Raw genomic sequence first — 26,616 nt, forward strand, 5'->3', positions numbered from 1 at the left:
GGGCTCTTGGGATAGAGCCCCGAAATGCCGCAGATGTTCCATGCGCGAGCGAGTCGGCCTCAGTAACCCAACGACAGGCCCGTGTTGCGACGCGGGTCATTCGCGCCATAGAAGCGGTTGTTGCCCACCGGCTTGCCACCCAGGGCCGGCGCGCCCACCAGGATCGCGGCCAGGTGGTTGGCGTCCTGGGGACCGGCGAATTTATGCCCCCAGCTCTCGAGGATTTTCTGGGTGTCCGGGCTGACCGCGAAGGTTTCAAGGTTGGTGGTCTGCGGCATCCACTGCTGGTGGAAGCGCGGCGCATCCACGGCCTCCTGGATGTTCATCTTGTAGTCGATGACATTGAGGATGGTCAGCAAGGTCGCGGTGATAATGCGGCTGCCGCCTGGCGTGCCCACCACCATCACCGTCTTGCCATCCTTGGTCACGATAGTCGGGCTCATCGACGACAGCGGCGCCTTGCCCGGCGCAATGGCGTTGGCTTCACCCTGGACCAGGCCGTACATGTTCGGCACGCCGACCTTGACGGTGAAGTCGTCCATTTCATCGTTGAGGATCACCCCGGTCTTGCTCGCCATCACGCCCGCGCCAAACCAGTCATTGAGGGTGTAGGTGACGGAAACGGCGTTGCCCCAGGTGTCGACGATGGAATAGTGGGTGGTGTTGTTGCCTTCATGGGGCGACACGCCCGGCTTGATCGCCTGGGAGTCCCCGGCCTTGTGTGGCTCGATCGCGTCGCGCAGTTTCGCCGCGTAATTTTTATCCAGCAGATGCGCAATCGGGTTCTTCACGAAATCCGGGTCGCCGAGGTAGCTGTTGCGGTCTACATAGGCGTGGCGCATCGCTTCGATCTGGTAGTGCAAGCCCTGGGCCGAGTGGTACCCCAGGTCCGCCATCGGGTAACCTTCGAGGATGTTCATGATCTGGCAGATCACCACGCCGCCAGAGCTTGGCGGCGGCGCCGAGACCACATGGTAGCCACGGTAATCGCACTCGATAGGCGCCAGTTCGCGGGTCTTGTAGGTGTCCAGGTCAGCCTGGGTGATCAGGCCCTTGCCGGCCTGGCTCGACTCCACCAAGGCGTTGGCGACCCAGCCTTTATAAAAGCCATCGCTGCCCTTGGCAGAAATCTCCTTGAGGGTCCTGGCCAAGTCCTTCTGCACCAGTTTCTGGCCGACCTGCATCGGTTGGCCGTTATGCAGGAAGATCCCGCGCAGATCCTGGTCTTTCTCGAATTCGCCGGTGGCGGTGTGCAGCAGGTCGATATCGCCCTGCTCCAGGGCAAAGCCGTTCTCCGCCAGTTTGATCGCCGGCGCGATCACCTGGGCGCGCTTGAGGGTGCCGTACTTGCTCAGCGCCAACTCCATGCCCGAGACAGTGCCAGGTACACCGACGGCCAGGTGGCCCTTGGCGCTCAGGCCTTCGACCACATTGCCGTCTTTGTCCAGGTACATATCGGCCGTGGCCGCCAGCGGGGCTTTTTCGCGAAAGTCGAGGAAGGTCTTGCGCCCGTCCGCCAGCTGCACGGTCATGAAACCGCCGCCGCCCAGGTTGCCTGCCGCCGGGTACACCACTGCCAGCGCATAGCCCACGGCCACCGCCGCATCCACCGCGTTACCGCCGGCCTTGAGCACCTCCACGCCGACCTGAGTGGCCAGATGCTGGGCGGTGACCACCATGCCATTTTCACCGGCCACCGGGGCCTGGGAAGCGGCGTGCACGCCACTGACCGTCAACACCAGCGCAGTGGCAATCAAGGTGCGGCTGAAGGGTTGGTATTTCATCCATGGCTACTCTATTTATTGAGATGCACCAAAATAGCCCTTCCCTTATTCGATCCCCAGCGCGATGGCGTTTTTATTACAGAACCTGTCGGTGATGGAACGCACGTCAAGCCGGTGAGCCTTCAAGCCGTTCACCGGCCCGTGCAAAGCCGCGCTGCAGATCTTCAAGCAATGCCGCGACATCTTCCAAGCCGATATGCAGCCGCACCACCGGGTTCAACCCACGGTCGGTGGCACTGTCGCGGTCTTGGGTGTCGACCACGGTGACCAGGCTTTCATAGCCGCCCCACGAGGCGCCCAGGCCAAACAGCTGCAAGCCATCGATAAAACGTTCGAGGTAGCCGATGTCAGCCTTCGCCAGCTCAAACGATAACAAGCCGTTATTGCCGGTGAAGTCCCGGCGCCACAGGGCGTGCCCAGGATGGGTGGGGAGCGCCGGATGGAACACCCGCTTGACCTGCGGTTGCGCCTGCAACCACTGGGCAATGTGCAAGGCCTGGCGTTCATGCACATCCAGGCGCGACGCCAGGGTGCGCGCGCCGCGCAGGATCAGGTAGGCATCGTCGGCGCTCACCGCATTGCCGAAGGTATCGCTCATCCTGCCCAGCGCCGGCCAGGCGGCGGTGGTGGTGCACACGCTGCCCATCATCACGTCGCTGTGGCCGCCGAGGTATTTGGTCAGGGCCATGATGGAAATATCCGCGCCCAGTGCCAGGGGCCGGTACAGATAGCCCGAGCCCCAGGTGTTGTCGACCGCCAGCAGAATCCCGCGTGGCTTGCACAGCGCGGCAATCGCCGGCAGATCGCACAGCTCATACAACAGCGAACCCGGCACTTCGGCGTAGACCAGCCGGGTGTTGGCCTGCAGCTGGTGTTCCAGGCCCTGGCCATCGGCGGGGAAATAGCTCACTTCAATGCCGAACGGCTGGAGAAATTCACGGGCCAGCTTGCGCACCGGTGAATACACCGCGTCGGTGATCAACACATGGTCGCCGGGGCGCAGGTAGGCCAGGAACACCTGGGCCGCCGCTGCCAGGCCGGTGCCATACAGCCGGGTGCGATAGCCGCCTTCCAGCTCGGTGACCAGGTCTTCCAGGGCATGGGCCGTCGGGTTGCCCCGCGCGCCGTAACTCAGCACCCGCTCGCTGTCCCGCCGGGCCCGGGCGTCGCGCATCTGCGCCAGGTTGTCGAACAGCACCGTACTCAGGCGCGTGATCGGCACATTGACCGCGCGGCCGCCGTGGCCCCTTTCAGTCCGAGCGGCGTGAATCAACCGCGTACGCACCCGCGACACCGGCGCCAACGGCTTGAGGCTGGCGATCTCCGCCGCGCTCATCTGCGCCAGCAGGCCGATTTCCCAGGCCAGGTACTGGCGCGCCGCGTCCTTGTTACCGCTGTGACGGTCATGGGTGAAGAACAGAAAGTCGATGCACTGCGCGTCGGGCGGCGAGTGCGGGTCTGCATCCACCGCTAGGCCGGCCGCGACCCAGGCCGCGAAACCACCCTCGAGCAGGCGTACCGCGCGCCCCTGCGCGGCAAAGGCCGCCAATGCGGGGTCGTCCGCCACCAGCACCTGGGGCCGATGCCCCGCCGTGAGTCGCGGACGAATCGACCAGCGCGAGCCGGCGATATGCCCCTTGCGATACGCCATGCTGGGGCGCAGGTCGACCAGGTCCACCTCGTTCAATTCCAGCGCCAGGGCTGCGGCGCTGATCAACGGCAGCGGTTCGTACGCCACCGGCTGCACTGTCGGCAACGCCAGGCCACTGTCGATGCCGCCGCTCAACACGTAGGCTTGATGCCCCAGCTGCCGCAGCCAACTGGCGACGATAGGCGCGCGCACGCCCTCGCTGTCCACCACGACCACCCGCGCCTGACGCACGCCGATGTAGAGGTCGGTGGCCTGGATCAACTGCCCGCCCGGTGTATGTTGCGCACCCGGCAGGCTGCCGGCGGCGAATTCCTCGAAAGTTCGCACATCACACAGGAACAGGCTGCGCTGGCTGTCGTCGGCCCACTGGCGCACCTGATCCGCCGAGACCTGTTCCACCCCTGCCCGCCCAGCCAACAGCCGTGCGGCCTGGCGCTGGCGATCCAGCTGTGGGCTGACGGGGTCGCCATAGCGTCGCGTGCTGCCGTGCTCCAGCGGCAAGTCTTCCAGATACCAGCCCTGGGTGCCGTTTTCCAGGGCATAGATCGGATTCTTCAAGCCAAGGTTGATCAGGGTCTGCGCGCCGATAATGCTGCGGGTGCGTCCGGCGCAGTTGATGACGATGGGGGTGGTGTCGTCCGGCACCAGGTCATGCACGCGATAGCCCAGCTCGCCGTTGGGGCAGCAGATGGAACCGGGAATCGTCATCTTGCGGTACTCCTCGAACGGTCGCCCGTCCAGCAGCACCAGCGGTTCGCCCCGCGCCTGCCACTCGGCCAATTGCCGCGCGGTGATGTGGGGCGTATGGCTGGCCGCTTCGACCAGTTCGCCGAAGGCCTTGGACGGCACATGCACCCCGGCAAACAACTGCAAGCCCGCCGCCTGCCAGCCGTCCGCCCCGCGCTCCAGCACATTCACATGGCTGTAGCCTAGCGTCTGCAACCGCGTGGCCACGGCTGCCGCGACCTCACCACCGTCCTGGTCGTAGATCACCAGGCGCACCTGGGGGTTGGGCGCCAGGCGGCGTACATCCAGCTCCAGGCGGCTATAGGGCAGGTTCACCCCGTGAAACAGGTGGGCCTCGCCGTATTGCCCGTGTTCGCGCACGTCGAATAGCGCGATTTCCTGCCCGTCGAACAGCCACTGCTGCAGTTGATGCGGGGTGATGGTCTGGCTCATGGAAGTCCCAACAATTAAAAGAAAAGTGAGGGCAAAGCCCTAATGCAGTTAAGGCTTTTTGTAGGAGCGAGCTTGCTCGCTAAGAACTCAGAGCCACCGCGTTTATCCAGAATGAACGCGTTGCCTGGACGTTTTTCGCGAGCAAGCTCGCTCCTACAGTGAGCCCCATTCGCTTAAATGACTGGCATTAGGGCGAGGAACGCTCAGTAGGCGCGAATCGACGGTGCCATCTGCGAGGCGTTGTAGTTGAGGATGCGGCCGTCCGCTTCCACGCCGTAACGGCCGTTCAACGATTCCAAGGGCAGGCCGTAGAGGTGGAAATGCAAAGTCGCCTGTTCGCCTTCAACCTTTATGCCGTGCAGATCTTCGCCGAGGAACGAGATCGAGGTGCCCGGCTGCACAATCACTTCCTGTTCCAGGGTCAGGGTGGTGAAGCCCGGTTCGCGGCCCGCGTCGCTGCGCCCATAGACGTAGTTGATTTCCTGGCCTTCAATCGCGGTGATGATCGCCCACGTCTCGTGGTTGTGCGGGATCGTGCTTTTGCCCGGCAACAGCGAGTTGAGGTACAGCGTCGGGGTGTCGCCGTCATCGTTGAGGCGATAACGGAACGCCGTGCTGCCCTGCCCCGGCACCGGTGCGGGGAATTGGTCGAAGTTGAACAGGTCGCGACGTTCGGCCAGGCGTTCCAGCAGGCCAACGATCTGCACCAGCGCTGCGCGGTCTACGCCACGCTGGTTGATCACACGGACCTGTTGCAAAAACGCTTCGATGACGGCGGCACGGTTTTCGGTACTCATGACGAATTTCCTCAGGTCAGACAGACAGGCTGTAGCGGCTCAAATTGGCCAGCAGGTACGGGTCGTGGGCAATCGGGCCACGACGCCCCGCGTCGCCCAGGGCATGGCGCAGGAACGTCTGGGTGCGCTCGTTGGCCGGGTTCTGGAAGATGTGTGCGGCGCTGCCATGCTCGACAATCACCCCGTGTTCGGTGAAGTACACGACATCGCTGATCTCTTCGGCGAAGCGCATTTCGTGGGTGACCAGCACGCACGTCATGCCCTCTTCGGTGAGTTCGCGGATCACCGTCAGCACTTCGCCGACGGTTTCCGGGTCGAGCGCCGAGGTCACTTCATCGAACAGGATCAGCTCCGGGCGCATCGCCAGGGCGCGCGCAATCGCCACGCGCTGTTGCTGGCCGCCGGACAATTGGCCGGGGTAGGCATCGGCCTTGTGCTCCATGCGCACTTTGGCCAGCAGCGCCCGCGCGTCTTTTTCCGCCTCGGCGCGGTGGCGCCCGAGCACCTTGCGCGGCGCGATCACCAGGTTCTCCAGCACCGACAGGTGCGGAAACAGGTTGTACTGCTGGAACACAAAGCCGACGCGCTTGCGCAGCTCGATGCGCTGGGCTTCCTGGGCCAGGGTGTCGACCTGGGTCTGGCCCACGCGGATGCTGCCGCGCTGGGGCTGCAGCAGCCCGGTGATGCAGCGCAGGATCGTGGACTTGCCCGAGCCCGACGGGCCGATGATCGACACCGCCTGGCCGCGCAGTACCTCAAGGTTGATGCCCTTGAGCACCGGGTTGGCGCCGAACGACAGGTGCACATCCCGCAGGCTCACCAAGGGTTCAATAGAAGGCATAACGGCGCTCCAGGTGTTGGGTGAGACGGGAGATCGGGTAGCAATAGGCAAAGAACAGCACCAACAGGCTCAGGTAGATCACCACTGTGAAGCCGGTCATGTTTACCGTGTTGCTGGCGATCTGCGCGGTGTCGATCACGTCATGCACGCCCACCAGCGAGGCCAGTGCCGTGCCCATGGTGACCACGGCATAAAGGTTCATCCAGGGCGGCAACATGCGCTTGAAGCACTGCGGCAGGATGATCGAGCGGAACAACTGGCCACGGGTAAAGGCCAGCGAGCGCGCGGCTTCCCACTGGGTGCTGGGGATCGAACCGATGGCGCCGCGAAAGATCTCCGCCACGTTGGCGCTGGCCGGCAGCGCCAGGCCGAGGGTGACCTTGACCCAGTCGGGAAACGACACGTAGCTGTTGCCAATGTGGATCTCGAACGGAAACACGTAGGTGGTGAAATAGATCAACACCAGCCACGGCGCATTGCGAAACACCTGCACCCACAGCCGTGCGACAAACCCCAGGGGCGACAGCGCCAGCGCGCCGATCAACAGGCCCAGCACCGAACCGATGGCAATCGCCAGCAGGCTGATCAGAATGTTCTGGCCGAAACCGGCCAGCAGCGCCGGCGACCATTGTAGCAAGGCCGACAGCACCGCAAATGAATCAGTGGCCATAGCCGGGCATCCTCAGGCGCGCTTCGAGCCAGCGCCCCACACAATTGACGATAAAGCTCAGCAGGCCGAAAAAGCCGAGGATCAGGATCATCAGCTCCAGCACGTTGTCGCTCTGGGTCCAGATCATGATCGCCGCGTAGGTGATGTCGCCCACCGCGATGGCCGAGGCCACGGCCGTCATCTTCACCAGGTCGATCAGGTTGTTGATCAGCGACGGCAAGGCAAAGCGCAGCGCCAGCGGCAGTTGCACATTCCACAGCAGTTGGCGGCGGCTGAAGGCCAGGGAACTGGCGGCCTCCAGCGTCACCGCGGGCACCGCCTCGATGCCGGCGCGCAAGGCCTCGGCATGGAACGCGCCCTTGTGCAGGGAAATCACGATCACCACCCAGGCGAACGGCGTCAGCGGGTTGGCCGCGCCGACCGCCTGGGTCAGCAGCATGTTCAGCACCAGGAACGCGCAGTACAGCTGCACCAGGGTGGGCGTATTGCGCGTGACTTCGATGAATACCCGCGCAGGCCTGGCCAACCACGGGTTGCCCGAGGTGAGCATCGCCGCCAGGCCGATGCCCGCCAGCAGGCTGCCGATGACCGTGAACAGGCACAGCAGGCCGGTGGTCAACGCCCCTTGCACCAGGGAGCCGCGCTGGTAGGCATCGAGCAGGAAGTTGTAATTCAGGCCGATACCGGCGGCCCAGTGCACGAACACTTCCATCATCGCAACTGCTCGCAGGCGCTGGCGATACGCCGTCCGGCCTCGACAACGCTGTCGGTCGCCGTGGCGATGGACAGGCGAAACCACGGCGACAGGCCATAGGCGCTGCCCGCCACCGCCGCCACGCCCTGTTCCAGCAGCCAGGCGACCACATCAGCGTCGTCTTCCAGGCGCAGGCCATCCGGGCGCAAGCGTCCCAGCAGCCCGGCGCAGCGCACAAACACGAAGAAACCGCCTTGGGGTTCGAGCACCTCCAGGCCGTCGACCTGTCTCAGCGCTTGGACCAGCCTGTCCCGACGCGCTTGATAGGTGGCGACCTGCTCCGCGAGAAAATCCAGCCCGCCGGAATACGCCGCCAACGCGGCGGCCTGGCCCACCGATGAAGCACCGGAGGTGGATTGCGACTGCACCACCGTCATGGCGTCGGTGAGCGTCTGCGGCCCGGCGCCGAAGCCGATACGCCAGCCGGTCATGGCGTAGGTCTTGGACACGCCGCCCACCAGCAGGCAACGCGCCTGCAGGTCCGGAGCGACATTCAACAGGCTCTGCGCCGGGTGGCCGTCGAAACGAATATGTTCATACAGTTCATCCAGCAGGATCAGCACCTGGGGATGGCGGCGCAATACCGCAGCCAACGCCGTCAGCTCGGCCTCGCTGTACACCGCGCCACTGGGGTTGCCCGGACTGTTGAGAATCAACCAGCGTGTGCGCGGGGTGAGGTGCTGTTCCAGTTGGGCCGGCAACAACTTGCAGCCCTGCTCCAGGCCGCATTCGGTAAACACCGGCTCGCCGCCGTTGAAACGCACGCTGTCCGGGAACGACGGCCAGTAAGGCGTCGGCACCAGCACCTCGTCGCCATCATCCAGCGTGGCGGCGAAGGCATTGAAGATGATCTGCTTGGCGCCATTGGCGATCACGATGCTGGCCAGCGGGTAGTCCAGGCGATTTTCAGCCGCGAGCTTGCGCTGTACCGCCAGCCGCAACGCCTTCACCCCCGGCGTCGGCGTGTACTTGGTCGCGCCGGCGGCGATGGCGGCATAGGCGGCCTGCTTGACCGGCTCCGGGGTGTCGAAATCCGGCTCGCCGGTGGTGAGATCGAGAATGTCGCGCCCGGCCTCGCGCAACTCGGTGGCGCGGGATTTGGCGGCGGCGTTGGCGGACAGCGACACCCGCTGCACGCGCCGAGACAGGCGTACGCTCATGGCTGCACCTCGAGGACTTTTCCTGGGTTGAGCAGGTTGTGCGGGTCGAGCGCTTGCTTGATGCGGCGCATCAGGTCCAGCTCTACCGCGCTTTTGTAGCGCCCCAGCAAGCCGACCTTACGCTGCCCGATGCCATGCTCGGCGCTGATCGAGCCACCGTGGGCGTGGGCGCTGTCGTGCACCAGCGCGCTCAACTGCGCGTAGTGCGCCATGTGCGCCTCCACCGTCGAACCCAGCGGATGCGCCACGTTGTAATGCAGGTTGCCGTCGCCCAGATGGCCGAAGGTGAAGTGGCGCACGCCGGGAAAGTGCTGCTGCAACAACGCATCGGTCTGGGCCACGAACGCCACCACCTGGGAAATCGGCACCGAGATATCGTGCTTCATGTTGCGCCCAGCGCGTTTCTGCGCCTCGCTCATGTTTTCGCGCAGCAGCCACAGGGCCTGGCTCTGCGCCAGGCTCTCGGCGATCAGCGCATCACTGATCAATCGGTGTTCGAAGGCCTCACCCAAGACGTGTTCGAAGGCTTCGCGGGCATGGCTTTCGCCGTGGTTGTCGGACAGTTCGATCAGGGCGAACCAGGGTTGGCGCGCGCTCTTGAACGGCTGCGGGCCTTGGGGGAACTGCTCGCGCAGCAGGGCCAGGCAATCGGCAGAGAGCAATTCGAAAGCAGTCAGGTTCGCGCCGAAGCCGGCGCGGGCATGGGACAGGAAGGCGACGGCCTGGGCCAGTTCATCGAACGCCAGCAGCGCCGTGGCCTGGGCCAAGGGCTGCGGGAACAGCTTCAAGGTGGCGGCGGTGATAATGCCAAGGGTGCCCTCGCTGCCAATGTAGAGATCGCGCAGGTCGTAGCCGGTGTTGTCCTTGCGCAAACCGCGCAGGCCATGCCAGATCTCGCCTTCGGCCGTAACCACTTCCAGCCCCAGGGTCAGCTCGCGGGTATTGCCGTAGCGCAGCACCGCCGTGCCACCGGCATTGGTGCCGAGGTTGCCGCCGAGGGTGCAACTGCCTTCGGCGCCCAAGCTCAGGGGAAACAGGCGGCCGGCCGCGCGCGCCGTGGCCTGGACGTCGTGCAGGATGCAACCGGCTTCCACGGTCAGGGTGTCGTTGTCGGTGTCGACATCGCGCACGCGGTTCATTCGGTCCAGCAACAGCAATACCGAACGCCCGCTGGCATCCGGCGTAGCGCCGGCCATCAGCCCCGTGTTGCCGCCCTGCACCACGATCGGCGCCTTCAATGCCACGCAGGCACGCACCACCGCCGCCACTTCGTCAGTGTTGGCCGGGTGCACCGCCGCGACGACCTGGCCGGTGTAGCGCCCCTGCTTGTCGGTCAGGTACTGCGCCGCCTGCGCGCTGCTCTGCACATGGGCGCTGCCGAGCAGTTGCTGCAGGGTGGCGAACAGCGCATCACTCATGGCTGTACTGCTCGTGCAAATCGCGCAGGGCCTGGGACGGCGCCATGCCGGTGCGCTCGCCCAGGGCAATCAGGAAGCCGCTTTTATGCCAGCCCTTCACGATGGCATCGAGCCTGGCCTGGGTGTCGTGCTCGCCCTTGCGAATCCAGATCACCGAGTTGGAGGGAATCAGGTCACCCGGCAGCGGTATCTCATAACCGGCCCACTCGGCGTCGCCGAGCAAGGCGTGCATGGTCGGGCTGACGTGCACCGCCGCCACGCACCCATTGCCGCGCAACGACAGCAGCGATTCGGACTGGCTGCGGAACGCCTTGATCTGCGCGCCGTAGGTGTCTTGCAACGGCTTGATGAAGTTGCTGCCCTGGGACACGCACACCGGCTTGTCCTTGAGGTCGGCCCACTGTTTGATGCCCGACCCCTTGCGAATCAACGCCGCGCCACCGACTTCTTCGTACGGCGTGGGCACGTAGTCGAGGATCTCGGCGCGCTCTTCGGTGAACTGCATATTGGCGATCAGAATGTCGACCTTGCCCTGTTGCAGGAACTGCACACGGTTGGGCGCCAGCACCGAAACGGTCTTGGTCTCGACGCCCAGCGCCTGGCCGACGGCCTTGGCCAGTTCGACGTTGTAACCCAGGTGCTCGCCGGTCTTGGGGTCGAGGGTGCCGAACGGCGGGCCGCTGAGGATCACCCCGACGCTGATGGCGTGGCGCTGGCCGATCTTGTCGAGGGTGGCGTCGGCATGGGCCACGCCTGCGCACAGGGCCAGGCCGAGCGCGAGGAGGCTTTTGAACGGCATGTCAGGCCCCCTTGAACTGTTGTTGCAACTCCACCAGCGCCGGCGAGGCCGGGCTGATGCGGTTGCGGGTCTGGGCTTCGATCAGCCAGCCGCTGCCGTGCAGCCGCTTGATGATCGGGTCGAGCCTGGCCTGGGTGTCGCTTTCGCCGCGACGGGTCCAGATCACCGATGGCGCCGGGTTGAGTTCCGGGCCGATGACACGGTAGTCCTGCCATTCGGCGCTGTCGTTAATCAGCGGGTTGATCAGGGTGGCGTCATGCACCGCCGCCACGCAATTGTTACCGCGCAGGGCCAGCAGGGATTCGGAGGAGCTTTTGAACGCCTTGATCTGCGCGCCGGATTCGGTCAGCGATTTGACATAGCTGCTGCCCTGGGAGGTACACACCGGCTGATCCTTGAGGTCTTCCCAGCGTGCGATCTTGCTGCGCTTGAGTACGGCCGCGGCGCCGCCGACGCGGTAGAACGGAGTGGGCACAAACCCGAGGATTTCGCCGCGCTCGGCGGTCCATTCCATGTTCGCGATCAGCAGGTCAACCTTGCCCTGCTGCAGGAACTGCACACGGTTGGCGGGCAGTACCGGCACCAGTTGCACCTGGGCCTGGAGCTGGCGGCCGAGTTCGTTGGCCAGGTCCACGTTCAGGCCCTTGGGCTGCTGCGTCGTCGGGTCGATGCTGCCGAACGGCCCGCCGGACAACAGCACGCCCACCACCAGCACATGGCGCTGCTCGATCTTGTCCAGGGTCGCATCGGCCTGCGCCGCCACGCTGGCGCCCAGGGCGATCATCGACCCGAGGGCCACCGGCAACCATTTCTTCAACTTCATTGGATTTCCCCTGGCGAATGATCGGCGTAGCCCCGACCTGATGGAGGGGCATGCTAGGGAGAGTGGGCGAGCAACGGAAATGCAAATATCTCATATCGTTATAACTTTACTTTGAGGCGCCACCTTCGATTGCGGAATAAGCCATGCTTTGCTGGACTGAATAAAAACAGGCTTCCCTCATACATAAAAAAATGTAATGTTTAACTTCACACCGTTGATATAAAACCGCCTCCGGAACCGGCCATGTCGACCCTCGACCTAGAACTGTTGCGCACCTTTATCGCCGTGGTCGATCACCACAGCTTCGCCGAAGCCGGCCTGCACCTGGCCCGCACCCAATCTTCCGTGACCCAGCATATGCAGCGCCTCGAGCAGCAGGTGGGGGTCAGCCTGTTCGAGAAGCGCGGGCGGCAAAAGCAACTGACCGAGCCCGGACTGCAGCTGCTGCGCCACGCGCGCCAGATGCTGTCGCTGAATGACGAGGTGCTCAATTCCCTGCGTGAAAGCAGCCTGAGCGGCGTGTTGCGTATCGGCTCGCCGCACGATATCGCCGACACCATCCTGCCGCCGATCCTCAGCCACATCGCCCGCTCCGCGCCGCGCCTGCGCCTGGAAATCGATGTGGGGCGCAGCCCGTTTCTGATGGACGATCTGCACCGGGGCAAGGTCGACATGGTCATTTCCACCCGCTCCGACCCCACCCTGGAGGGGTTTGCCTTGCGCACCTCGCCGGTCTGGTGGATTTGTTCGGCGCAGTACATTCATCAGCCCAGCGAACCGTTGCCATTGATTCTGGTGGATGAGCCGAGCATCTACCGGCGCTATGCACTGGAGGCACTGGAGCGGGCCAATATTGCCTGGCGCCAGGCGTACCTGGCGTCGAACTTGATCGGGATCAAGGCGGCGACCCGTGCCGGGCTGGGGGTGACGCCGCGCAGCATGGAGATGCTTGGCCCGGACATGCGCGTATTGGGCGAAACGGACGGGCTGCCGCGCCTGCCGGAGGTGACGTATTACCTCTGGATCCGCCCCAACACGGCCAACCCGATTGCCAGGAAAGCCTATGACTTGATTCGTGGCAGCCAGGGCTTGTAAAACACGCTGCTGGCAACGGGATGTTATCCCGTTAGAATCACCGCCCTATACTGCCCGCCTTCCTGATACGAGCCCCTCCATGAGCTTTGATTTCGACACGATCCACCCACGCCTCGGCACCGGCAGCACCAAGTGGAACCGCTACCCGCAAGACGTCTTGCCGATGTGGATCGCCGACATGGACATCGCCGCCCCACCTGCCATCCTTCAAGCGTTGCATGCGCGCCTCGACCAGCAGGTGCTCGGCTACAGCGTCGCCGGCCCGGATGTGCGCGAGGCGATCATCGCCGACCTGTGGGCCAAGTACGCGTGGCGCGTGCAACCGGATGAGCTGCTGTTCCTGCCGGGCGTCGAGCCGGGTTTCAATATGGCATTGCACGCGTTTGTCCAGCCAGGCCAGCCGGTGGTGCTGCAAACCCCCAACTACCGGCCGATTCGCCTGGCGCCCGGGCACTGGAATTTGCCACGCATCGAAGTAGCGTTCGAGTGGATCGAGGGCGAATACCGCACGCCCCTGCCGGCGCTGCGCCAGGCACTGAGCGGCGCCGGTGCGCTGCTGTTGAGCAACCCGCACAACCCCATCGGCAAAGTCTTTCCCCATGCAGAACTGCTGGCCGTGGCCAATGCCTGCCTGGAAAGCGGTGCGCTGATCATCTCCGATGAAATCCATGCCGAACTGTGCTTTGACGGCCGTCGGCATATCCCGATCGCCAGCCTCAGCGAAGAGATTGCCCAGCGCACCATCACGCTGATGTCGGCGAGCAAGGCCTATAACGTGGCCGGGCTGAAGACCTGTTTTGCCGTGGTGCAGAATGCCGAAATCCGCGAGCGTTTCAACCAGGCCCGTTGCGGCATGGTCGACAGCGTCAGCCCCCTGGGCCTGGAAGCCACCCGCGCCGCCTACAGCCAATGCGGCGCCTGGCTCGACGCGCTGAAGCATTACCTGCAAGCCAACCGTGATTACCTGCTCGATGCCGTGCACACTCGCCTGCCCGGCGTGGTAATGCATGCGCCACAAGGTACATTCCTGGCCTGGCTCGATTGCAGCGCCCTGGGCCTGGAAGATCCGCAGCAGTTCTTCCTGGAACAGGCCAAGGTCGGGTTGAGCGCCGGCATTGAGTTCGGCGATGACAGCCAGCAGTTCGTGCGCCTGAACTTCGGCTGCCCACGGTCGATGCTGGAAGAGGGCCTGCAACGTATGGAACGCAGCCTGAAAAACCGCTGAATGGGCTGGAACCGTAGAAGGCTTTTTCAGCACTCAAGGCAATCCCCTTGTGCCGCTGAACCTTCTCGGAGCTTTGCGCCCTATGCTGTCGACACGCCCTGCAACCAACGGCCCTGTGCAATTCACAGAATCATTCAAGCCGAACCAGTCACCGCAAGAACCTGCACCAACGGGCTCGGTTCTAGAGGCCGCTGCCTCCACCGCATCACATCAATTGACGCGCTTTGTGGGGCTGAAACATCCACTGGCTAACCCGCCCGGCGCGCGTTCAGACATCAAGTCTGTGGAGGTTGAAATGGGCCGGTCAGTCTCTTTGAATAGAGGCCACGACCCGCTCGCTACCCGCGGGTTGTCGGACTGCTCGGCGCTGGCAGTGCTCACCGGCTGGAACGGATCCACCTACCAGAATCGCACCTTGATGCATCTTACCGGCAGCAATCTGGAACTGGGCCTGAATCCGGGAAATAGCGATACTCGAGCGTTGATGCACAGATTGCAGGCATCGCTGGACAAGAACAGTCATGTGATTCTGGTAGCCGGGGTGAATTCAAGTTCCCTGCAAGGCATGGCAACGACCATCGGGCAAACCCTGCACGGCGAGCAGCCGCTACGGGACCTGCTCATCGGCCACTCAGGCGCGGCAGTGACCCTGGCCAGTTCCACCGGCATCACAATCAATGCCGATGGCACCTTCAAATTGCTCGACGGAACCGGTAAAGGGGTACTCAGTCGCGAAGACGTCGCCAGCGTGTTTGATCGCGTCGACTGAAAGCGCCCGCCTGAGGCTTTTTAAAGCTTGGCGATGGACACTTCGGTAGACTTCACAAAGGCAATTACCTCGCTGCCCACCTTCAACTCCAGGTCACGCACCGAGCGGGTGGTGATCACCGACGTGACGATGCCGGATGCGGTTTGCACGTCGATCTCCGACACCACTTCACCCAGCAGGATTTCCTTGATCACGCCCTTGAACTGGTTGCGCACGTTGATCGCTTTAATGGTCATGTCGGTTTTCCTTTTGGCTGTTGAGTCAATCCGCACGAATGCGCAGGCACTCAAAATGCGCTCTCGATAAGAACATTAAAAGGAATATATAACTCTTTATTTATTCGATATAGATATATACAAACTGTTGCCCAGCCAACAGCACTTCAACAATCTGCCTGCATCCGCCACAGCCTCCACTCGGCACACAGGCGCAAACGCGCGACAACGCAGATGGCACAGAGACTGCATATTCCTGAAACGCATGATGGAACATGCGAATTAATTTTCTGAATATAAGAAAACTCTAAACGCCCACGTGCCCGGAGCTGTTCCATGAAACCCTTTGCCCAACGCTTACTTGGCGCATGCGCCCTCGCCCTGTGCCTGCAACCGCTGGCCCAGGCCGCCGAAACCGATCCCGCAAAAGTCAATCTCGACTACGCCTACTACTCGCCCGTCAGCCTGGTGCTCAAGCATTTTGGTTGGCTTGAACAAGCCTTGCCGAATTCCAAGGTAGGCTGGGTATTGAGCCAGGGCAGTAACCGTTCGCTGGAATACCTCAACAGCGGCGGCGTGGATTTCGCCTCTTCCGCCAGTTTGTCCGCGGTGCTGAGCCGGGCCAACGGCAGCCCGATCAAATCGGTGTATGTGTACAGCCGCGCCGAGTGGACGGCCCTGGTGGTGCGCAAGGATTCGCCCTTCAACAGCGTCACCGACCTCAAGGGCAAGAAAATCGCCGCTACCAAAGGCACCGACCCCTACCTGTTCACCCTGCGCAGCCTGCAACAAGCCGGGCTGAACAAGGACGATGTGGAACTGGTGCACCTGCAGCATCCGGACGGCCGCACCGCCCTGGAAAAAGGTGACGTTGACGCCTGGGCCGGCCTCGACCCGCATATGGCCGCCAGCCAGATACAGGCCGGTTCGCGCCTGCTGTATCGCAACAAGGACTTCAACAGCTACGGCGTGGTCAGCGTCACCGAGCAGTTCGCCAAGGCGCATCCGCAGACCATCACCACGGTACTGGGCGCCTATGAAAAGGCCCGGGATTGGGCGGTAAAGCACCCGGATGAGTTCGCCAAGCTGCTCGCCGATGAATCCGGCCTGCCGTTGGAAGTGGCCAAGCTGCAGCTGTCGCGTACCGACCTGAGCACGCCGTTCTTGAGCAGCAAGGATGTGCTCGCCTCCAAGGCCGCCGCGCCGATCCTGGTGTCCGAAGAGCTGGTTCGCAAAGGGGTGAACGTGGACCAGGTGATCGACCAGTTGCTCGACACCTCGTTCGGCCGCTAAGGAGCGCGTGATGACCAGCAAAACCCAAGCCCTGCCACTCGCCCCGCCACGACAGATCAAGCGCAGCGCCTGGCCGCAACGGCTCAAGGGCCTGGTGTTGCCAGTACTGATCCTGCTGGTGCTGGAGGCGGTGGTGCGCGTGGGCTGGCTGCCGTCGTACCAGATGCCGGCGCCCAGCGAGATCGCCGTGACCCTGGCGGACCTCGCCGAAGGCTCCCTGTGGAAACACATCAGCGCCAGCCTGGTGCGGGTGCTGCTGGGTTTTGCCATTGGTGCGAGCCTGGCCTTGGTATTCGCCGCCTGGGTGGGCTTGAGCCGCGAAGCCGAGGCCTATCTGGAGCCGACCTTCGCCGGGTTGCGCTCGATCCCGAGCCTGGCCTGGGTGCCATTGCTGCTGCTGTGGCTGGGCATCGACGAGACCTCCAAGGTCGTGCTGATCGCGATTGGCGCGTTCTTCCCGGTGTACCTCAATGGCGTTGCGGCCATCCGCGATATCGATCGCAAGCTCGTGGAAGTCGGGCAAATGTATGGGTTCAATCGGCGCCGCCTGGTACGTCGCATCCTCTTACCGGCGGCGCTGCCCGGCCTGTTTACCGGGTTGCGCAGCGGCCTGAGCCTGGCCTGGATGTTTCTGGTGGCGGCAGAGTTGATCGCGGCCACCAAAGGGCTGGGCTACCTGCTCAGCGATGGGCGGGAAACCTCGCGGCCGGATATCGTGCTGGCGGCGATCATCGTACTGGCGCTGCTCGGCAAGGTCAGCGATGGCCTGCTCGCGGCACTGGAAAAGCGCTGCCTGGCCTGGCGCGACACCTTCCAGGGAGCCGAAAAATGAGTGTGCAACCGCTGCTGGACATTCACGTTGTGCGCAAAAGCTTCGACAGCGCCGCCGTCTTGAACAATGTGCGCCTGGCCTTGCAACCGCGCGAAGCCGTGAGCCTGCTGGGGCCCAGCGGGTGCGGCAAAAGCACCTTGTTGCGCATTGTCGCGGGACTGGACAACGACTACCAGGGCGAACTGCACAGCCCCAACGGCGAGGTGGCCTTCGTGTTCCAGGAACCACGGTTGATGCCCTGGCTTACGGTGGAGCAAAACATCGGCTTCAGCGCGGACAATCACTACGACAAGGCCTGGGTCACGCAGTTGATCGAAGAAGTCGGCCTCACGGGTTTTGCCCAGGCGCTGCCCAAGGCGTTGTCCGGCGGCATGGCGCAACGGGTCGCGATCGCACGTGGCCTGTATTCACGGCCGCAGGTGTTGCTGCTGGATGAACCGTTCAGCGCCGTGGATGCGTTCACGCGCATGAAGCTGCAGGACCTGCTGCTGCAACTGGCCGAACACCATGCTATCGCCTTGCTGCTGGTGACCCATGATGTGGACGAGGCGCTGTACCTCAGCGACCGGGTATTGGTGATGGGCGATCGGCCCAGCAGCATTCGCCAGGTGCTGGCGGTGGATTTGCCGCACCCGCGAGACCGGCGCGATCCGTCCCTGGCTCGGCTCAAGGCGCTGTGCCTGACCGAGTTGCAACACGCCCACGTCATCTGACGGACTCCCCTCCAGCGTTCAACGCTCAGGCGCCGACTTGTGCGTTGACCATCGCTGTCACACACCATATAGTGTGCCCACAAACACATAACACCACTACATAGTGTGCAGGCTCGGTATTTCCGACCACACTATGCGCCGTATTTCAATGCCTTGAAGCCTGCAAACCGCATATTTTTGGACGGTTTCACGCACCGTCAAAACAGAACAGGAAGGAGTATTTCGATGCTGAGTTGGGATGAAGTCGACAGCGAAGACAGCATTGCCCCCGTGATCAAAGGCGCCAACGCCGGCCACGCCACCGAAGCCAACATGGACCGCCTCGACGGTGCCGGCGCTGCTGCCGCCATCGAAGCCCGCGCCGTCACCGCCAATGACTCCGCCGCCATCGTGCGCGCCAAGGCCGCCCTGGACAAACTCGACGTCGCCGAAGGCCTCGCCGAACTTGAAGGCGCCTCCGCCCGCGTCGCCGTTGACGAAAAACGCATGATCAACTGCCGCGCCGACCTCAACCAACTCGTGCCCTTCAAGTACGACTGGGCCTGGCAGAAGTACCTCGACGGCTGCGCCAACCACTGGATGCCGCAAGAGGTCAACATGACCGCCGACATCGCCCTGTGGAAAGACCCCGAAGGCCTGACCGACGACGAGCGCCGCATCGTCATGCGCAACCTCGGCTTCTTCTCCACCGCCGACTCCCTCGTTGCGAACAACCTGGTGCTGGCCGTATACCGCCTGATCACCAACCCGGAGTGCCGCCAGTACATCCTGCGCCAGGCCTTCGAAGAAGCGATCCACACCCACGCCTACCAGTACTGCATCGAATCGCTGGCCATGGATGAAGGCGAGATCTTCAACATGTACCACGAGATTCCATCGGTCGCCAAGAAAGCGGCCTGGGGCTTGAAGTACACCCGTTCGATCTCCGATCCGAAGTTCGAAACCGGCACCGTCGACACCGACAAGGAACTGCTGCGCAACCTGGTCGCCTACTACTGCGTGCTGGAAGGCATCTTCTTCTATTGCGGCTTCACCCAGATCCTCTCCATGGGCCGCCGCAACAAAATGACCGGCGTGGCCGAGCAGTTCCAGTACATCCTGCGCGATGAGTCGATGCACCTTAACTTCGGTATCGATGTGATCAACCAGATCAAAATCGAAAACCCGCATTTGTGGGATGCCGAGATGAAGGAAGAAGCGACCCAGATGATCCTGCAAGGGACCCAGCTGGAGATCGAATATGCGCGCGATACCATGCCGCGTGGGGTGCTCGGCATGAATGCGGCGATGATGGAGGACTATCTGAAGTTCATCGCGAATCGTCGGTTGTCGCAGATTGGGTTGAAGGAAGAGTATCCAGGAACGACTAACCCGTTCCCTTGGATGAGCGAGATTATGGACTTGAAGAAAGAGAAGAACTTCTTCGAAACCCGTGTAATCGAGTATCAGACCGGCGGCGCGCTGAGCTGGGATTGATTCAACAGCACAGATCCAACATGTGGGAGGGGGCTTGCTCCCGATAGCGGTGTATCAGTCACAGGTGCTTTAACTGAACCACTGCTATCGGGAGCAAGCCCCCTCCACATTGGGAACGCGGTGTTTCATAAACTTTGCAAATTGCCCTTTATGCCCAACCAAACCATCAAAACGCCCTGTGTAGGCCTGTGTTCCACCGTCTACGGTGACCTGGTCTGCCGGGGCTGCAAGCGTTATCACCACGAAGTGATCCAGTGGAACGGCTATAACGCCGAGGAAAAACACGCGGTGTGGCTGCGCCTCGAGCAGTTGCTGGTGCAGGTCATGGCCAGCAAGCTGGAAGTGGTCGACCCGCAGCGTCTGCGCCAACAACTGGAAGACCGCAAGATTCGCTTCATGCCGCAACAGTCGCCGTATTGCTGGGCATACCAGCTGATTGCGCGGGGTGCGCGGGTGATGTCGAAGCTGGACGCCTATGGGTTGGCGTTGCTGCCGGAGTTTCGTGAACGTAGCCTCACGGACCTGCGCGATGCGATTGACCGGGAGTTTTTCCTGCTGTCCGAGGCGCATTACGAGCGCTATATTGCGCCGGTTTTTCTGCGCGACACCTTTGGTCCAGCCCTGATCGCCACGCTCTGACGCGCAATTGTGTTTAAAATGCCGCCCGCTCAACGACTGACGCTCAACGATGACCCCAGACGCACTCGCTACCCTGCACGCCCATCTGCTCACCGCCCTGGCCAGCGCGCCGGCTGAAACCCGGCGCCTGTTTCACGGCCGTGGCCGCTGCTGGCCGGGCCTTGAGCAGGTGACGGTGGACTGGCTGCAAGGCGTGGTGCTGGTAGCGCTGTTCAAGGAAACCGAGCATCTGCAGGCCCTGAAACAGCAGTTGTTGCAGATCGACTGGGCAAGTTTCGGTGCCCATACCGTGGCGCTGCAACACCGCTACCTGCCGCAAAGCACCACCGAGTGGCTGGTGGGCCAGGCAATCGATGAGCTGACCATCACCGAAGGCGGCCTGCGTTACCTGATCGACCTGGGTAAAAAGCAGAACAGCGGCCTGTTCCTCGACATGCGTTACGGGCGCAACTGGGTGCGCGAGCAGGCCGGGGGCCAGCGCGTGCTTAATCTGTTTGCCTACACCTGCGGATTCTCCGTGGCCGCGATCGAAGGTGGCGCCGACCATGTGGTGAACCTGGACATGGCCCGTGGCGCCCTGAGCCGTGGTCGCGACAACCATCGCCTGAATGGTCACGACTTGAGCAAGGTAAGCTTTCTGGGCCACGACCTGTTCAAGTCCTGGGCCAAAGTCACCAACAGCGGCCCCTATGACCTGGTGATCATCGACCCGCCGTCCTTTCAGAAAGGCAGCTTTCTGTTGACCAAGGATTACCAGCGCGTCCTGCGCCGCCTGCCGGATTTGCTCACGGCCCAGGGCACGGTGCTGGCGTGCATGAACGATCCGGCGTTTGGCGAAGACTTCCTGATCGACGGCGTCACCCGCGAGGCACCGGGCCTGCGCTTTGTAGAACGCCTGGCAAACCCACCGGAATTCCAGGATATCGACCCGCAAAGCGGGTTGAAGGCCCTGGTGTTTCGCCAAGGCTGATGCCGAAAAGTCCTACGCTTGCTACGCTAAGGCATACGCCGGGCGGTGAACCTTATCCCTGCCTTCCCGGTCGATACCTGCATTCCCCGGCCAGACTCGACAGCGTTACGCTGTCGGCTGCCCCGTTTGACCCTTTGGAGAACCGCCCGTGATATCGACCCTGCATGTAGCCAGAATCAAAGCCTGGGGCGCCCACGGCTTTACCGCCACCGGTGTAGTACTGGCATTCCTGGCCACCCTGGCACTGCTGGAAAATTCCCCCAAGGCCTGCCTGCTGTGGCTGGGCCTGGCACTGGTGGTGGATGGCGTCGACGGCTCCCTGGCGCGACGGGTCAATGTCAGCACGGTATTGCCCAGCTTTGACGGCTCGGTATTGGACCTGGTGATCGATTACCTCACCTACGTATTCATCCCTGCGCTGTTTATCTACCGCTATATCGACCTGCCGGACTTCACCCACCTGTTTGCGGTGTCGGTGATCCTGGTGTCGTCGCTGTTCTGCTTCTGCAACGTCAACATGAAGAGCAAGGACAACTATTTCGTCGGCTTCCCGGCGGCATGGAACGTGGTGGCCTTGTGTGTGTACATCATCCAGCCCGACGCCTGGATCACCTTGCTCACTGTAATCGGCCTGGCGCTGCTGACCGTGACGCCGATGAAGTTCCTGCACCCGTTCCGGGTCAAGCGGTTCATGCCGATCAATATCGCGGTGACCACAATCTGGTTGCTGTGCAGCTTCCTGATGGTGGTGGATTATCCGAACACCAACCCGTGGACGTTCGGCTTATGGTCGCTGATGTCGGCGTACTTCCTGGGTATTTGCATCTGGCGCACGGCGCTGGAGTGGATGGGCACTCACAAATAACCCAAATGTGGGAGGGGGCTTGCTCCTGATGGCGGTGGGTCAGTAACACTTAAGCTGACTGACCCATTGCTATCGGGAGCAAGCCCCCTCCCACATTTGGTTCTGCGTACATTCGACAGGTAAGATACGGCCTTTCGCATAGCGCACCTCCAACAATAAGCCCTGCCCATGCCCTTCGAACTCAGCGTTGACCTGACTACCCTCGCCATTCTCGCCGTCGTGGCTTTTATCGCCGGCTTCATCGACGCCATCGCTGGCGGAGGTGGCTTGCTTACCACCCCTGCCCTGTTGACCGCCGGCATGCCGCCGCACCTGGTGCTGGGCACCAATAAACTCAGTTCCACCTTTGGCTCGGCCACCGCCAGCTTCACCTTCTACCGCCGCAAGCTGTTCCACCCGCGCCAGTGGGTGCATGCCATCGTCGGCACCTTGGTCGGCGCGCTGACCGGCGCTGTGGTCGCGCACTATTTGCCCGCCGAGACCCTGAACAAGATGCTGCCGGTGATTGTGTTCGCCTGCGGGGTGTACCTGCTGTTCGGCGGCACGCCCAAGGCACCGCTGGACGCCGAGGCGCCGATCAAGAAGAAATGGCAGGCTACCCAGGGCTTCGGCCTGGGCTTCTACGACGGCGTGGCCGGGCCCGGGACCGGTGCGTTCTGGACCGTGAGCACCATGCTGCTGCACCCGATCGACCTGGTGAAGGCCAGCGGTGTGGCGCGCAGCATGAACTTCGTCAGCAATGCGGCGGCGCTGACGGTGTTTATCATCAACGGCTCGGTGGACTGGGTGGTCGGCCTGGCGATGGGGGTCTCGGTAATGGGCGGCGCGTTCTTTGGCGCGCGCAGCGCAATCAGCGGCGGCGCCAAGTTCATTCGCCCGGTATTCATCACCGTGGTGCTCGGCCTGACGGTGCGCCTAGCCTGGCAGCATTGGTTCAGCGTGGCCTAAGCGACGGGCCACATACAGGTCGATCAGATAACGCGCAATCGAGCGTGACGCCGGCAACGGCGGCAGGTCGTGGATGTTGAACCACTGCGCATCTTCGATCTCGTCGGCCTGGGGCACGATGTCGCCACCGGCATACTCGGCATGGAAACCCAGCATCATCGAATGCGGGAACGGCCAGCACTGGCTGCCCATGTACTGCAGGTTCTTCACCTCGAGCTGCACTTCCTCGCGCACTTCGCGGATCAGGCAGTCTTCGGCCGACTCACCCGGCTCGGCAAAGCCGGCCAGGGTGCTGTAGACACCGGTGACAAAGCGTGGGGAGCGCGCCAGCAGAACCTCATCGCCACGGGTCACCAGCACGATCATGCTCGGCGAAATCCGCGGATAGCTGCGCAGGTCGCAGGGTTGGCAATACATCGCGCGCTCCCGTGGCACCTTGACCATCGCCTGGCCGCAACTGCCGCAGAACCGATGCTCGCGCGCCCAGGTGCCGATCTGTGCGGCATAGCCCAGCACTTTGTACAGGGTGTGATCGCCTTGCAGCATAAAGCCGCGCAGGCCTTGCCAGCTGCAACCCGGTACTTCGCCAGCGCTGTCGAGTTCCAGCAGGTACACCGGCTCGCCATCGAGGTGGCCGATGCCGTGTTCGGCAAACACCGACAGGTCCTGGCGCTTGAGCCATTCCCGAGGGAACAGAGGCCCGTTGGCGTCCTGCAAAAAGCCATCGCGGCTGCGGGCGACGGCCCAGCCGCCGGCAGCGTCATTGTCCAACAGCGTTGTGGTAATCCAGCCTGGGGTCATATCGATCAATCCAAGAATTCGGGTGCCTGCTTGCTCATATGGGCCGCGATGGCCACGCGCAGGTCGTTGGATTGCAACATAGCCGAGTTCCAGGTGGCAACGTATTCCAGGCCATCATTGACAGTGTGGTCGCGCATATAGCTGATCATGGCCTTGGTACCGGCCACGGCGATCGGCGACTTGGTGGCGATTTCATGGGCAATGGTCATGACGCCGGCCAACAGGCTTTGCTGGTCGGCAAACACGCGGTTGACCAAGCCGATGCTGCGCGCCTCTTCGGCTCCGAACTGACGACCGGTGTAGGCCAGTTCGCGCAACATACCGTCGCCGACGATGCGGGGCAGGCGTTGCAAGGTGCCGACGTCGGCGGCCATGCCCATGTCGATTTCCTTGATCGAGAACTGCGCGTCCTCGGCGGCGTAGCGCATGTCGCAGGCGCTGATCAGGTCAATGGCACCGCCGATGCAGTAGCCGTGGATCGCTGCCAGTACCGGCTTGCGGCAGTTGTCGACCGCGTTGAACGAGGCTTGCAGCCCGAGGATCTTGCGCCGCAGCAGGCGCGCATTGCGGCCCACATCCTTGCCCAACTCATTGGCCACCGAGGCCAGCAGCATCAGGTCGATGCCGGAGGAAAAATGCTTGCCGGCACCGCTGAGCACCACGGCGCGCACGGCATCGGTGTCGTCGACCCATTGGAAGATCTCGATGATTTCGCTCCAGAACGCCGCGTTCATCGCGTTGATCTTTTCCGGGCGATTGATCTGCACATGGGCAACGTTGCCGCTGAGTTCCACAACGAACGCTTGGTATTCGGACATGGCCGTGATCCCTGACTGGCGAGTGATAAGGGCCGAACTATAACAAGGGCAGGCAACGGCGCATCGGCCAAAAGCGGGACTGGCAAAAAACCTTGCCAGGCGCCATCCTTGGCGCTTTAAGCCGCCCCTGCGGCGTTCGACGTTTGAAGGATATGCCCCATGCACGCCCAGCCGCTCACTCCCGCCGATTTCGACCTGATCGAAGAAACCCTGCTCAAGTACGGCGACGACCATTCGGTGCTCAACGTCGCCGAACTCGACGGCTACTTCACCGCACTGGTATCGAGCCCGACGCAGGTGGATATCGCCGAATGGTTTCCGGCGATCTGGGGCGGGCAGAACCCGGCGTGGGAAAGCGCCGATGAAGCCAAGCAGTTCCTGGACCTGTGCGTGCGTCACCTGAACAGGCTTGCGGCGCAACTGGCCGGTGATGCCCAGGGATTCAAGGCGCATTTCGATGAGAAGGAACACCACGGCCAGGTTGTGACCCTCGCCGAAGAATGGTGCTTCGGCTATATCCGTGGCGCGGCCATCGGCAACTGGCCGCCGCTGCCCGCCGAACTGGCCATTCAGTTCGAGAAAATTTCCTGGTGCGCCGAGCAGGACAATTTCGAATTACCGGCGGACCTGGATGTGCGGGCCCATCAGCAGCGGGTCAGCGAAATCGAACCGGCGGCTCGGGCGCTGCACGATTACTGGCTGAGCAAGCGCTAAATCTCGACAAGCACCGCACCTTTGGCCGATTATTCGGGTCCGCCCCGTCGGCCACTCCATGCCACCTCGCCTTGATCAGGAGCCTTGTCCCTTGAGTTCGCAGAAAACCGTGACCGTTACCCCGCCCAACTTTCCTCTCAATGGCAAGGTCGCGCCCCCCGGCTCCAAATCCATTACCAACCGCGCCCTGCTGCTGGCGGCCCTGGCCAAGGGCACCAGCCGCTTGAGCGGCGCCCTGAAGAGCGACGACACCCGTCACATGTCGGTGGCCTTGCGGCAGATGGGCGTGACCATCGACGAGCCGGACGACACCACGTTCGTGGTCACCGGCCAGGGCAAACTGCACTTGCCGCCACAACCGCTGTTCCTCGGTAATGCCGGCACCGCCATGCGCTTTCTCACCGCGGCCGTGGCAACCGTGCACGGCACCGTGGTGCTGGACGGCGACGAGTACATGCAAAAGCGCCCGATCGGGCCGCTGCTCGCCACCCTCGGCCAGAACGGCATCCAGGTCGACAGCCCGACCGGCTGCCCACCGGTGACCGTGCACGGCGTGGGCAAGGTCCAGGCCAAGCGTTTCGAGATCGATGGCGGGCTGTCCAGCCAGTATGTCTCGGCGTTGCTGATGCTCGCGGCATGCGGTGAAGCACCGATTGAAGTCGCCCTGACCGGCAAGGACATCGGCGCCCGTGGCTACGTAGACCTGACGCTGGACTGCATGCGTGCCTTCGGCGCCCAGGTTGAAGCCGTCGACGACACCACCTGGCGCGTGGCCCCGACCGGCTACACCGCCCATGATTACCTGATCGAACCCGACGCCTCCGCAGCCACCTACCTGTGGGCCGCAGAAGTATTGACCGGCGGCCGTATCGACATCGGTGTTGCCGCCGAGGCTTTCACCCAGCCGGACGCCAAGGCCCAGGCGGTGATCGCCCAGTTCCCGAACATGCAGGCCACGGTGGTGGGCTCGCAAATGCAGGACGCCATCCCGACCCTGGCGGTGCTCGCCGCGTTCAACAATACGCCGGTGCGCTTCACGGAACTGGCCAACCTGCGCGTCAAGGAATGTGACCGCGTCCAGGCGCTGCACGACGGCCTCAACGCAATCCGGCCGGGCCTGGCGACCATCGAGGGCGACGATCTGCTGGTTGCGGCTGATCCGGCCCTGGCCGGCACGTCCTGCAACGCCTTGATCGATACCCACGCCGACCATCGCATCGCCATGTGCTTTGCCCTGGCCGGGCTGAAAGTCGCGGGCATTCGCATCCAGGACCCGGACTGCGTGGCCAAGACTTACCCTGGGTACTGGAAAGCCCTGGGCAGCCTGGGCGTAACGCTCAGCTATTAAGACAACAGCGCAGGTTCAG

Annotated in this window: 26 protein-coding genes; 13 read left to right on the forward strand and 13 right to left on the reverse strand. The window is 62.9% G+C overall.

Features of this window, described 5'->3' with window-relative positions; translation table 11 throughout:
* Window positions 1-59: 59 nt before the first annotated feature.
* The 10 genes from ggt to C4J91_RS15510 all read right to left on the reverse strand — a co-directional run bounded on the left by ggt (window position 60) and on the right by C4J91_RS15510 (window position 11,876).
* The gene (gene ggt / locus C4J91_RS15465; protein WP_124363134.1) at window positions 60-1,784 is read right to left on the reverse strand and encodes a gamma-glutamyltransferase; all 1,725 of its coding nucleotides are present in this window, start codon (window positions 1,782-1,784) and stop codon (window positions 60-62) included.
* 106 nt (window positions 1,785-1,890) lie between these two features.
* Window positions 1,891-4,614 carry a cystathionine beta-lyase gene (gene metC, locus C4J91_RS15470; protein ID WP_124363135.1) on the reverse strand — a complete coding sequence of 908 codons (2,724 nt, stop codon included), beginning with the start codon at window positions 4,612-4,614 and terminating at the stop codon, window positions 1,891-1,893.
* 203 nt (window positions 4,615-4,817) lie between these two features.
* The gene (locus C4J91_RS15475; protein ID WP_124363136.1) at window positions 4,818-5,411 is read right to left on the reverse strand and encodes a cysteine dioxygenase; all 594 of its coding nucleotides are present in this window, start codon (window positions 5,409-5,411) and stop codon (window positions 4,818-4,820) included.
* A gap of 16 nt (window positions 5,412-5,427) precedes the next feature.
* Window positions 5,428-6,252, reverse strand: a complete 825-nt coding sequence (locus C4J91_RS15480; RefSeq protein WP_124363137.1) for an amino acid ABC transporter ATP-binding protein — start codon at window positions 6,250-6,252, stop codon at window positions 5,428-5,430.
* On the reverse strand, window positions 6,239-6,922 hold the full coding sequence (locus C4J91_RS15485; protein WP_124363138.1) for an amino acid ABC transporter permease: 684 nt from the start codon (window positions 6,920-6,922) through the stop codon (window positions 6,239-6,241). Before C4J91_RS15485 ends, C4J91_RS15480 begins: the two co-directional genes overlap by 14 nt.
* Window positions 6,912-7,637 (reverse strand): amino acid ABC transporter permease, encoded by a 726-nt coding sequence (locus C4J91_RS15490; RefSeq protein WP_124363139.1) that lies wholly within the window; start codon window positions 7,635-7,637, stop codon window positions 6,912-6,914. Before C4J91_RS15490 ends, C4J91_RS15485 begins: the two co-directional genes overlap by 11 nt.
* The gene (locus C4J91_RS15495) at window positions 7,634-8,836 is read right to left on the reverse strand and encodes an aminotransferase class I/II-fold pyridoxal phosphate-dependent enzyme (protein ID WP_124363140.1); all 1,203 of its coding nucleotides are present in this window, start codon (window positions 8,834-8,836) and stop codon (window positions 7,634-7,636) included. Before C4J91_RS15495 ends, C4J91_RS15490 begins: the two co-directional genes overlap by 4 nt.
* Window positions 8,833-10,254 (reverse strand): FAD-binding oxidoreductase, encoded by a 1,422-nt coding sequence (locus tag C4J91_RS15500; RefSeq protein WP_124363141.1) that lies wholly within the window; start codon window positions 10,252-10,254, stop codon window positions 8,833-8,835. The genes C4J91_RS15495 and C4J91_RS15500 overlap by 4 nt, the downstream gene beginning before the upstream one ends.
* The gene (locus tag C4J91_RS15505) at window positions 10,247-11,053 is read right to left on the reverse strand and encodes a transporter substrate-binding domain-containing protein (RefSeq protein ID WP_124363142.1); all 807 of its coding nucleotides are present in this window, start codon (window positions 11,051-11,053) and stop codon (window positions 10,247-10,249) included. The genes C4J91_RS15500 and C4J91_RS15505 overlap by 8 nt, the downstream gene beginning before the upstream one ends.
* Before the next feature lies 1 nt (window position 11,054).
* Window positions 11,055-11,876 (reverse strand): transporter substrate-binding domain-containing protein, encoded by an 822-nt coding sequence (locus C4J91_RS15510; protein WP_124363143.1) that lies wholly within the window; start codon window positions 11,874-11,876, stop codon window positions 11,055-11,057.
* Between the two features lie 243 nt (window positions 11,877-12,119).
* On the opposite strand from C4J91_RS15510, the gene C4J91_RS15515 reads away from it, so the two are divergent.
* The 3 genes from C4J91_RS15515 to C4J91_RS15525 all read left to right on the forward strand — a co-directional run bounded on the left by C4J91_RS15515 (window position 12,120) and on the right by C4J91_RS15525 (window position 14,965).
* Entirely contained in the window at window positions 12,120-12,971 is an 852-nt protein-coding gene (locus C4J91_RS15515; RefSeq protein ID WP_124363144.1) for a LysR substrate-binding domain-containing protein, read from the forward strand.
* 79 nt (window positions 12,972-13,050) lie between these two features.
* Entirely contained in the window at window positions 13,051-14,196 is a 1,146-nt protein-coding gene (locus C4J91_RS15520) for a MalY/PatB family protein (protein WP_124363145.1), read from the forward strand.
* A 295-nt stretch (window positions 14,197-14,491) separates the two neighbouring features.
* Window positions 14,492-14,965 carry a hypothetical protein gene (locus tag C4J91_RS15525; protein WP_124363146.1) on the forward strand — a complete coding sequence of 158 codons (474 nt, stop codon included), beginning with the start codon at window positions 14,492-14,494 and terminating at the stop codon, window positions 14,963-14,965.
* 20 nt (window positions 14,966-14,985) lie between these two features.
* On the opposite strand, the gene C4J91_RS15530 is transcribed toward C4J91_RS15525, so the two are convergent.
* On the reverse strand, window positions 14,986-15,201 hold the full coding sequence (locus tag C4J91_RS15530; RefSeq protein ID WP_003173733.1) for a molybdopterin-binding protein: 216 nt from the start codon (window positions 15,199-15,201) through the stop codon (window positions 14,986-14,988).
* A gap of 315 nt (window positions 15,202-15,516) precedes the next feature.
* Here C4J91_RS15530 and C4J91_RS15535 point away from each other — a divergent pair, with 315 nt between their 5' ends.
* The 8 genes from C4J91_RS15535 (at window position 15,517) to C4J91_RS15570 (ending at window position 22,916) form a co-directional block, all read left to right on the forward strand.
* Complete coding sequence (locus C4J91_RS15535) at window positions 15,517-16,473, forward strand: aliphatic sulfonate ABC transporter substrate-binding protein (RefSeq protein ID WP_124363147.1); 957 nt, start codon at window positions 15,517-15,519, stop codon at window positions 16,471-16,473.
* Between the two features lie 10 nt (window positions 16,474-16,483).
* Window positions 16,484-17,305 carry an ABC transporter permease gene (locus C4J91_RS15540; protein WP_124363148.1) on the forward strand — a complete coding sequence of 274 codons (822 nt, stop codon included), beginning with the start codon at window positions 16,484-16,486 and terminating at the stop codon, window positions 17,303-17,305.
* Window positions 17,302-18,018, forward strand: coding sequence for an ABC transporter ATP-binding protein (locus tag C4J91_RS15545; protein ID WP_124363149.1), 717 nt, complete (start codon window positions 17,302-17,304; stop codon window positions 18,016-18,018). Before C4J91_RS15540 ends, C4J91_RS15545 begins: the two co-directional genes overlap by 4 nt.
* A gap of 225 nt (window positions 18,019-18,243) precedes the next feature.
* Window positions 18,244-19,494 (forward strand): ribonucleotide-diphosphate reductase subunit beta, encoded by a 1,251-nt coding sequence (locus C4J91_RS15550; protein ID WP_124363150.1) that lies wholly within the window; start codon window positions 18,244-18,246, stop codon window positions 19,492-19,494.
* A gap of 150 nt (window positions 19,495-19,644) precedes the next feature.
* On the forward strand, window positions 19,645-20,133 hold the full coding sequence (locus tag C4J91_RS15555) for a DUF1289 domain-containing protein (RefSeq protein ID WP_124363151.1): 489 nt from the start codon (window positions 19,645-19,647) through the stop codon (window positions 20,131-20,133).
* A 49-nt stretch (window positions 20,134-20,182) separates the two neighbouring features.
* A complete protein-coding gene (locus C4J91_RS15560; protein ID WP_124363152.1) occupies window positions 20,183-21,103 on the forward strand; it encodes a class I SAM-dependent methyltransferase in 921 nt (306 codons plus the stop codon).
* Window positions 21,104-21,251: 148 nt separating this feature from the next.
* Window positions 21,252-21,968 carry a phosphatidylcholine synthase gene (gene pcsA / locus C4J91_RS15565; protein ID WP_124363153.1) on the forward strand — a complete coding sequence of 239 codons (717 nt, stop codon included), beginning with the start codon at window positions 21,252-21,254 and terminating at the stop codon, window positions 21,966-21,968.
* A 168-nt stretch (window positions 21,969-22,136) separates the two neighbouring features.
* The gene (locus C4J91_RS15570) at window positions 22,137-22,916 is read left to right on the forward strand and encodes a TSUP family transporter (RefSeq protein WP_124363154.1); all 780 of its coding nucleotides are present in this window, start codon (window positions 22,137-22,139) and stop codon (window positions 22,914-22,916) included.
* Here C4J91_RS15570 and nudC read toward each other — a convergent pair.
* Together nudC and C4J91_RS15580 are read right to left on the reverse strand one after the other, a co-directional pair.
* Window positions 22,884-23,717, reverse strand: coding sequence for an NAD(+) diphosphatase (nudC, locus tag C4J91_RS15575; RefSeq protein WP_124363155.1), 834 nt, complete (start codon window positions 23,715-23,717; stop codon window positions 22,884-22,886). The two genes, C4J91_RS15570 and nudC, sit on opposite strands and share 33 nt — an antisense overlap.
* Before the next feature lie 5 nt (window positions 23,718-23,722).
* Window positions 23,723-24,535, reverse strand: a complete 813-nt coding sequence (locus tag C4J91_RS15580; protein WP_124363156.1) for a crotonase/enoyl-CoA hydratase family protein — start codon at window positions 24,533-24,535, stop codon at window positions 23,723-23,725.
* A 159-nt stretch (window positions 24,536-24,694) separates the two neighbouring features.
* Between C4J91_RS15580 and C4J91_RS15585 the strand changes: the two genes are divergently transcribed.
* Window positions 24,695-25,249 carry a UPF0149 family protein gene (locus C4J91_RS15585; RefSeq protein WP_124363157.1) on the forward strand — a complete coding sequence of 185 codons (555 nt, stop codon included), beginning with the start codon at window positions 24,695-24,697 and terminating at the stop codon, window positions 25,247-25,249.
* A gap of 91 nt (window positions 25,250-25,340) precedes the next feature.
* Window positions 25,341-26,597 (forward strand): 3-phosphoshikimate 1-carboxyvinyltransferase, encoded by a 1,257-nt coding sequence (locus C4J91_RS15590; protein ID WP_124363158.1) that lies wholly within the window; start codon window positions 25,341-25,343, stop codon window positions 26,595-26,597.
* Window positions 26,598-26,616 lie beyond the last annotated feature (19 nt).

It is taken from the genome of Pseudomonas sp. R3-52-08 (assembly GCF_003851745.1).
Classification (GTDB): domain Bacteria; phylum Pseudomonadota; class Gammaproteobacteria; order Pseudomonadales; family Pseudomonadaceae; genus Aquipseudomonas.

Coding starts and splice junctions, on each gene's coding strand:
- nudC (WP_124363155.1), bottom strand. CDS start 23,717: ATGACCCCAGGCTGGATTACCACAACGCTGTTGGACAATGACGCTGCC.
- C4J91_RS15520 (WP_124363145.1), top strand. CDS start 13,051: ATGAGCTTTGATTTCGACACGATCCACCCACGCCTCGGCACCGGCAGC.
- C4J91_RS15585 (WP_124363157.1), top strand. CDS start 24,695: ATGCACGCCCAGCCGCTCACTCCCGCCGATTTCGACCTGATCGAAGAA.
- C4J91_RS15530 (WP_003173733.1), bottom strand. CDS start 15,201: ATGACCATTAAAGCGATCAACGTGCGCAACCAGTTCAAGGGCGTGATC.
- C4J91_RS15555 (WP_124363151.1), top strand. CDS start 19,645: ATGCCCAACCAAACCATCAAAACGCCCTGTGTAGGCCTGTGTTCCACC.
- C4J91_RS15485 (WP_124363138.1), bottom strand. CDS start 6,922: ATGGCCACTGATTCATTTGCGGTGCTGTCGGCCTTGCTACAATGGTCG.
- C4J91_RS15570 (WP_124363154.1), top strand. CDS start 22,137: ATGCCCTTCGAACTCAGCGTTGACCTGACTACCCTCGCCATTCTCGCC.
- C4J91_RS15500 (WP_124363141.1), bottom strand. CDS start 10,254: ATGAGTGATGCGCTGTTCGCCACCCTGCAGCAACTGCTCGGCAGCGCC.
- C4J91_RS15490 (WP_124363139.1), bottom strand. CDS start 7,637: ATGATGGAAGTGTTCGTGCACTGGGCCGCCGGTATCGGCCTGAATTAC.
- C4J91_RS15505 (WP_124363142.1), bottom strand. CDS start 11,053: ATGCCGTTCAAAAGCCTCCTCGCGCTCGGCCTGGCCCTGTGCGCAGGC.
- metC (WP_124363135.1), bottom strand. CDS start 4,614: ATGAGCCAGACCATCACCCCGCATCAACTGCAGCAGTGGCTGTTCGAC.
- C4J91_RS15515 (WP_124363144.1), top strand. CDS start 12,120: ATGTCGACCCTCGACCTAGAACTGTTGCGCACCTTTATCGCCGTGGTC.
- C4J91_RS15535 (WP_124363147.1), top strand. CDS start 15,517: ATGAAACCCTTTGCCCAACGCTTACTTGGCGCATGCGCCCTCGCCCTG.
- C4J91_RS15480 (WP_124363137.1), bottom strand. CDS start 6,252: ATGCCTTCTATTGAACCCTTGGTGAGCCTGCGGGATGTGCACCTGTCG.
- C4J91_RS15540 (WP_124363148.1), top strand. CDS start 16,484: ATGACCAGCAAAACCCAAGCCCTGCCACTCGCCCCGCCACGACAGATC.
- C4J91_RS15510 (WP_124363143.1), bottom strand. CDS start 11,876: ATGAAGTTGAAGAAATGGTTGCCGGTGGCCCTCGGGTCGATGATCGCC.
- C4J91_RS15495 (WP_124363140.1), bottom strand. CDS start 8,836: ATGAGCGTACGCCTGTCTCGGCGCGTGCAGCGGGTGTCGCTGTCCGCC.
- C4J91_RS15475 (WP_124363136.1), bottom strand. CDS start 5,411: ATGAGTACCGAAAACCGTGCCGCCGTCATCGAAGCGTTTTTGCAACAG.
- ggt (WP_124363134.1), bottom strand. CDS start 1,784: ATGAAATACCAACCCTTCAGCCGCACCTTGATTGCCACTGCGCTGGTG.
- C4J91_RS15580 (WP_124363156.1), bottom strand. CDS start 24,535: ATGTCCGAATACCAAGCGTTCGTTGTGGAACTCAGCGGCAACGTTGCC.
- C4J91_RS15545 (WP_124363149.1), top strand. CDS start 17,302: ATGAGTGTGCAACCGCTGCTGGACATTCACGTTGTGCGCAAAAGCTTC.
- C4J91_RS15525 (WP_124363146.1), top strand. CDS start 14,492: ATGGGCCGGTCAGTCTCTTTGAATAGAGGCCACGACCCGCTCGCTACC.
- C4J91_RS15560 (WP_124363152.1), top strand. CDS start 20,183: ATGACCCCAGACGCACTCGCTACCCTGCACGCCCATCTGCTCACCGCC.
- C4J91_RS15550 (WP_124363150.1), top strand. CDS start 18,244: ATGCTGAGTTGGGATGAAGTCGACAGCGAAGACAGCATTGCCCCCGTG.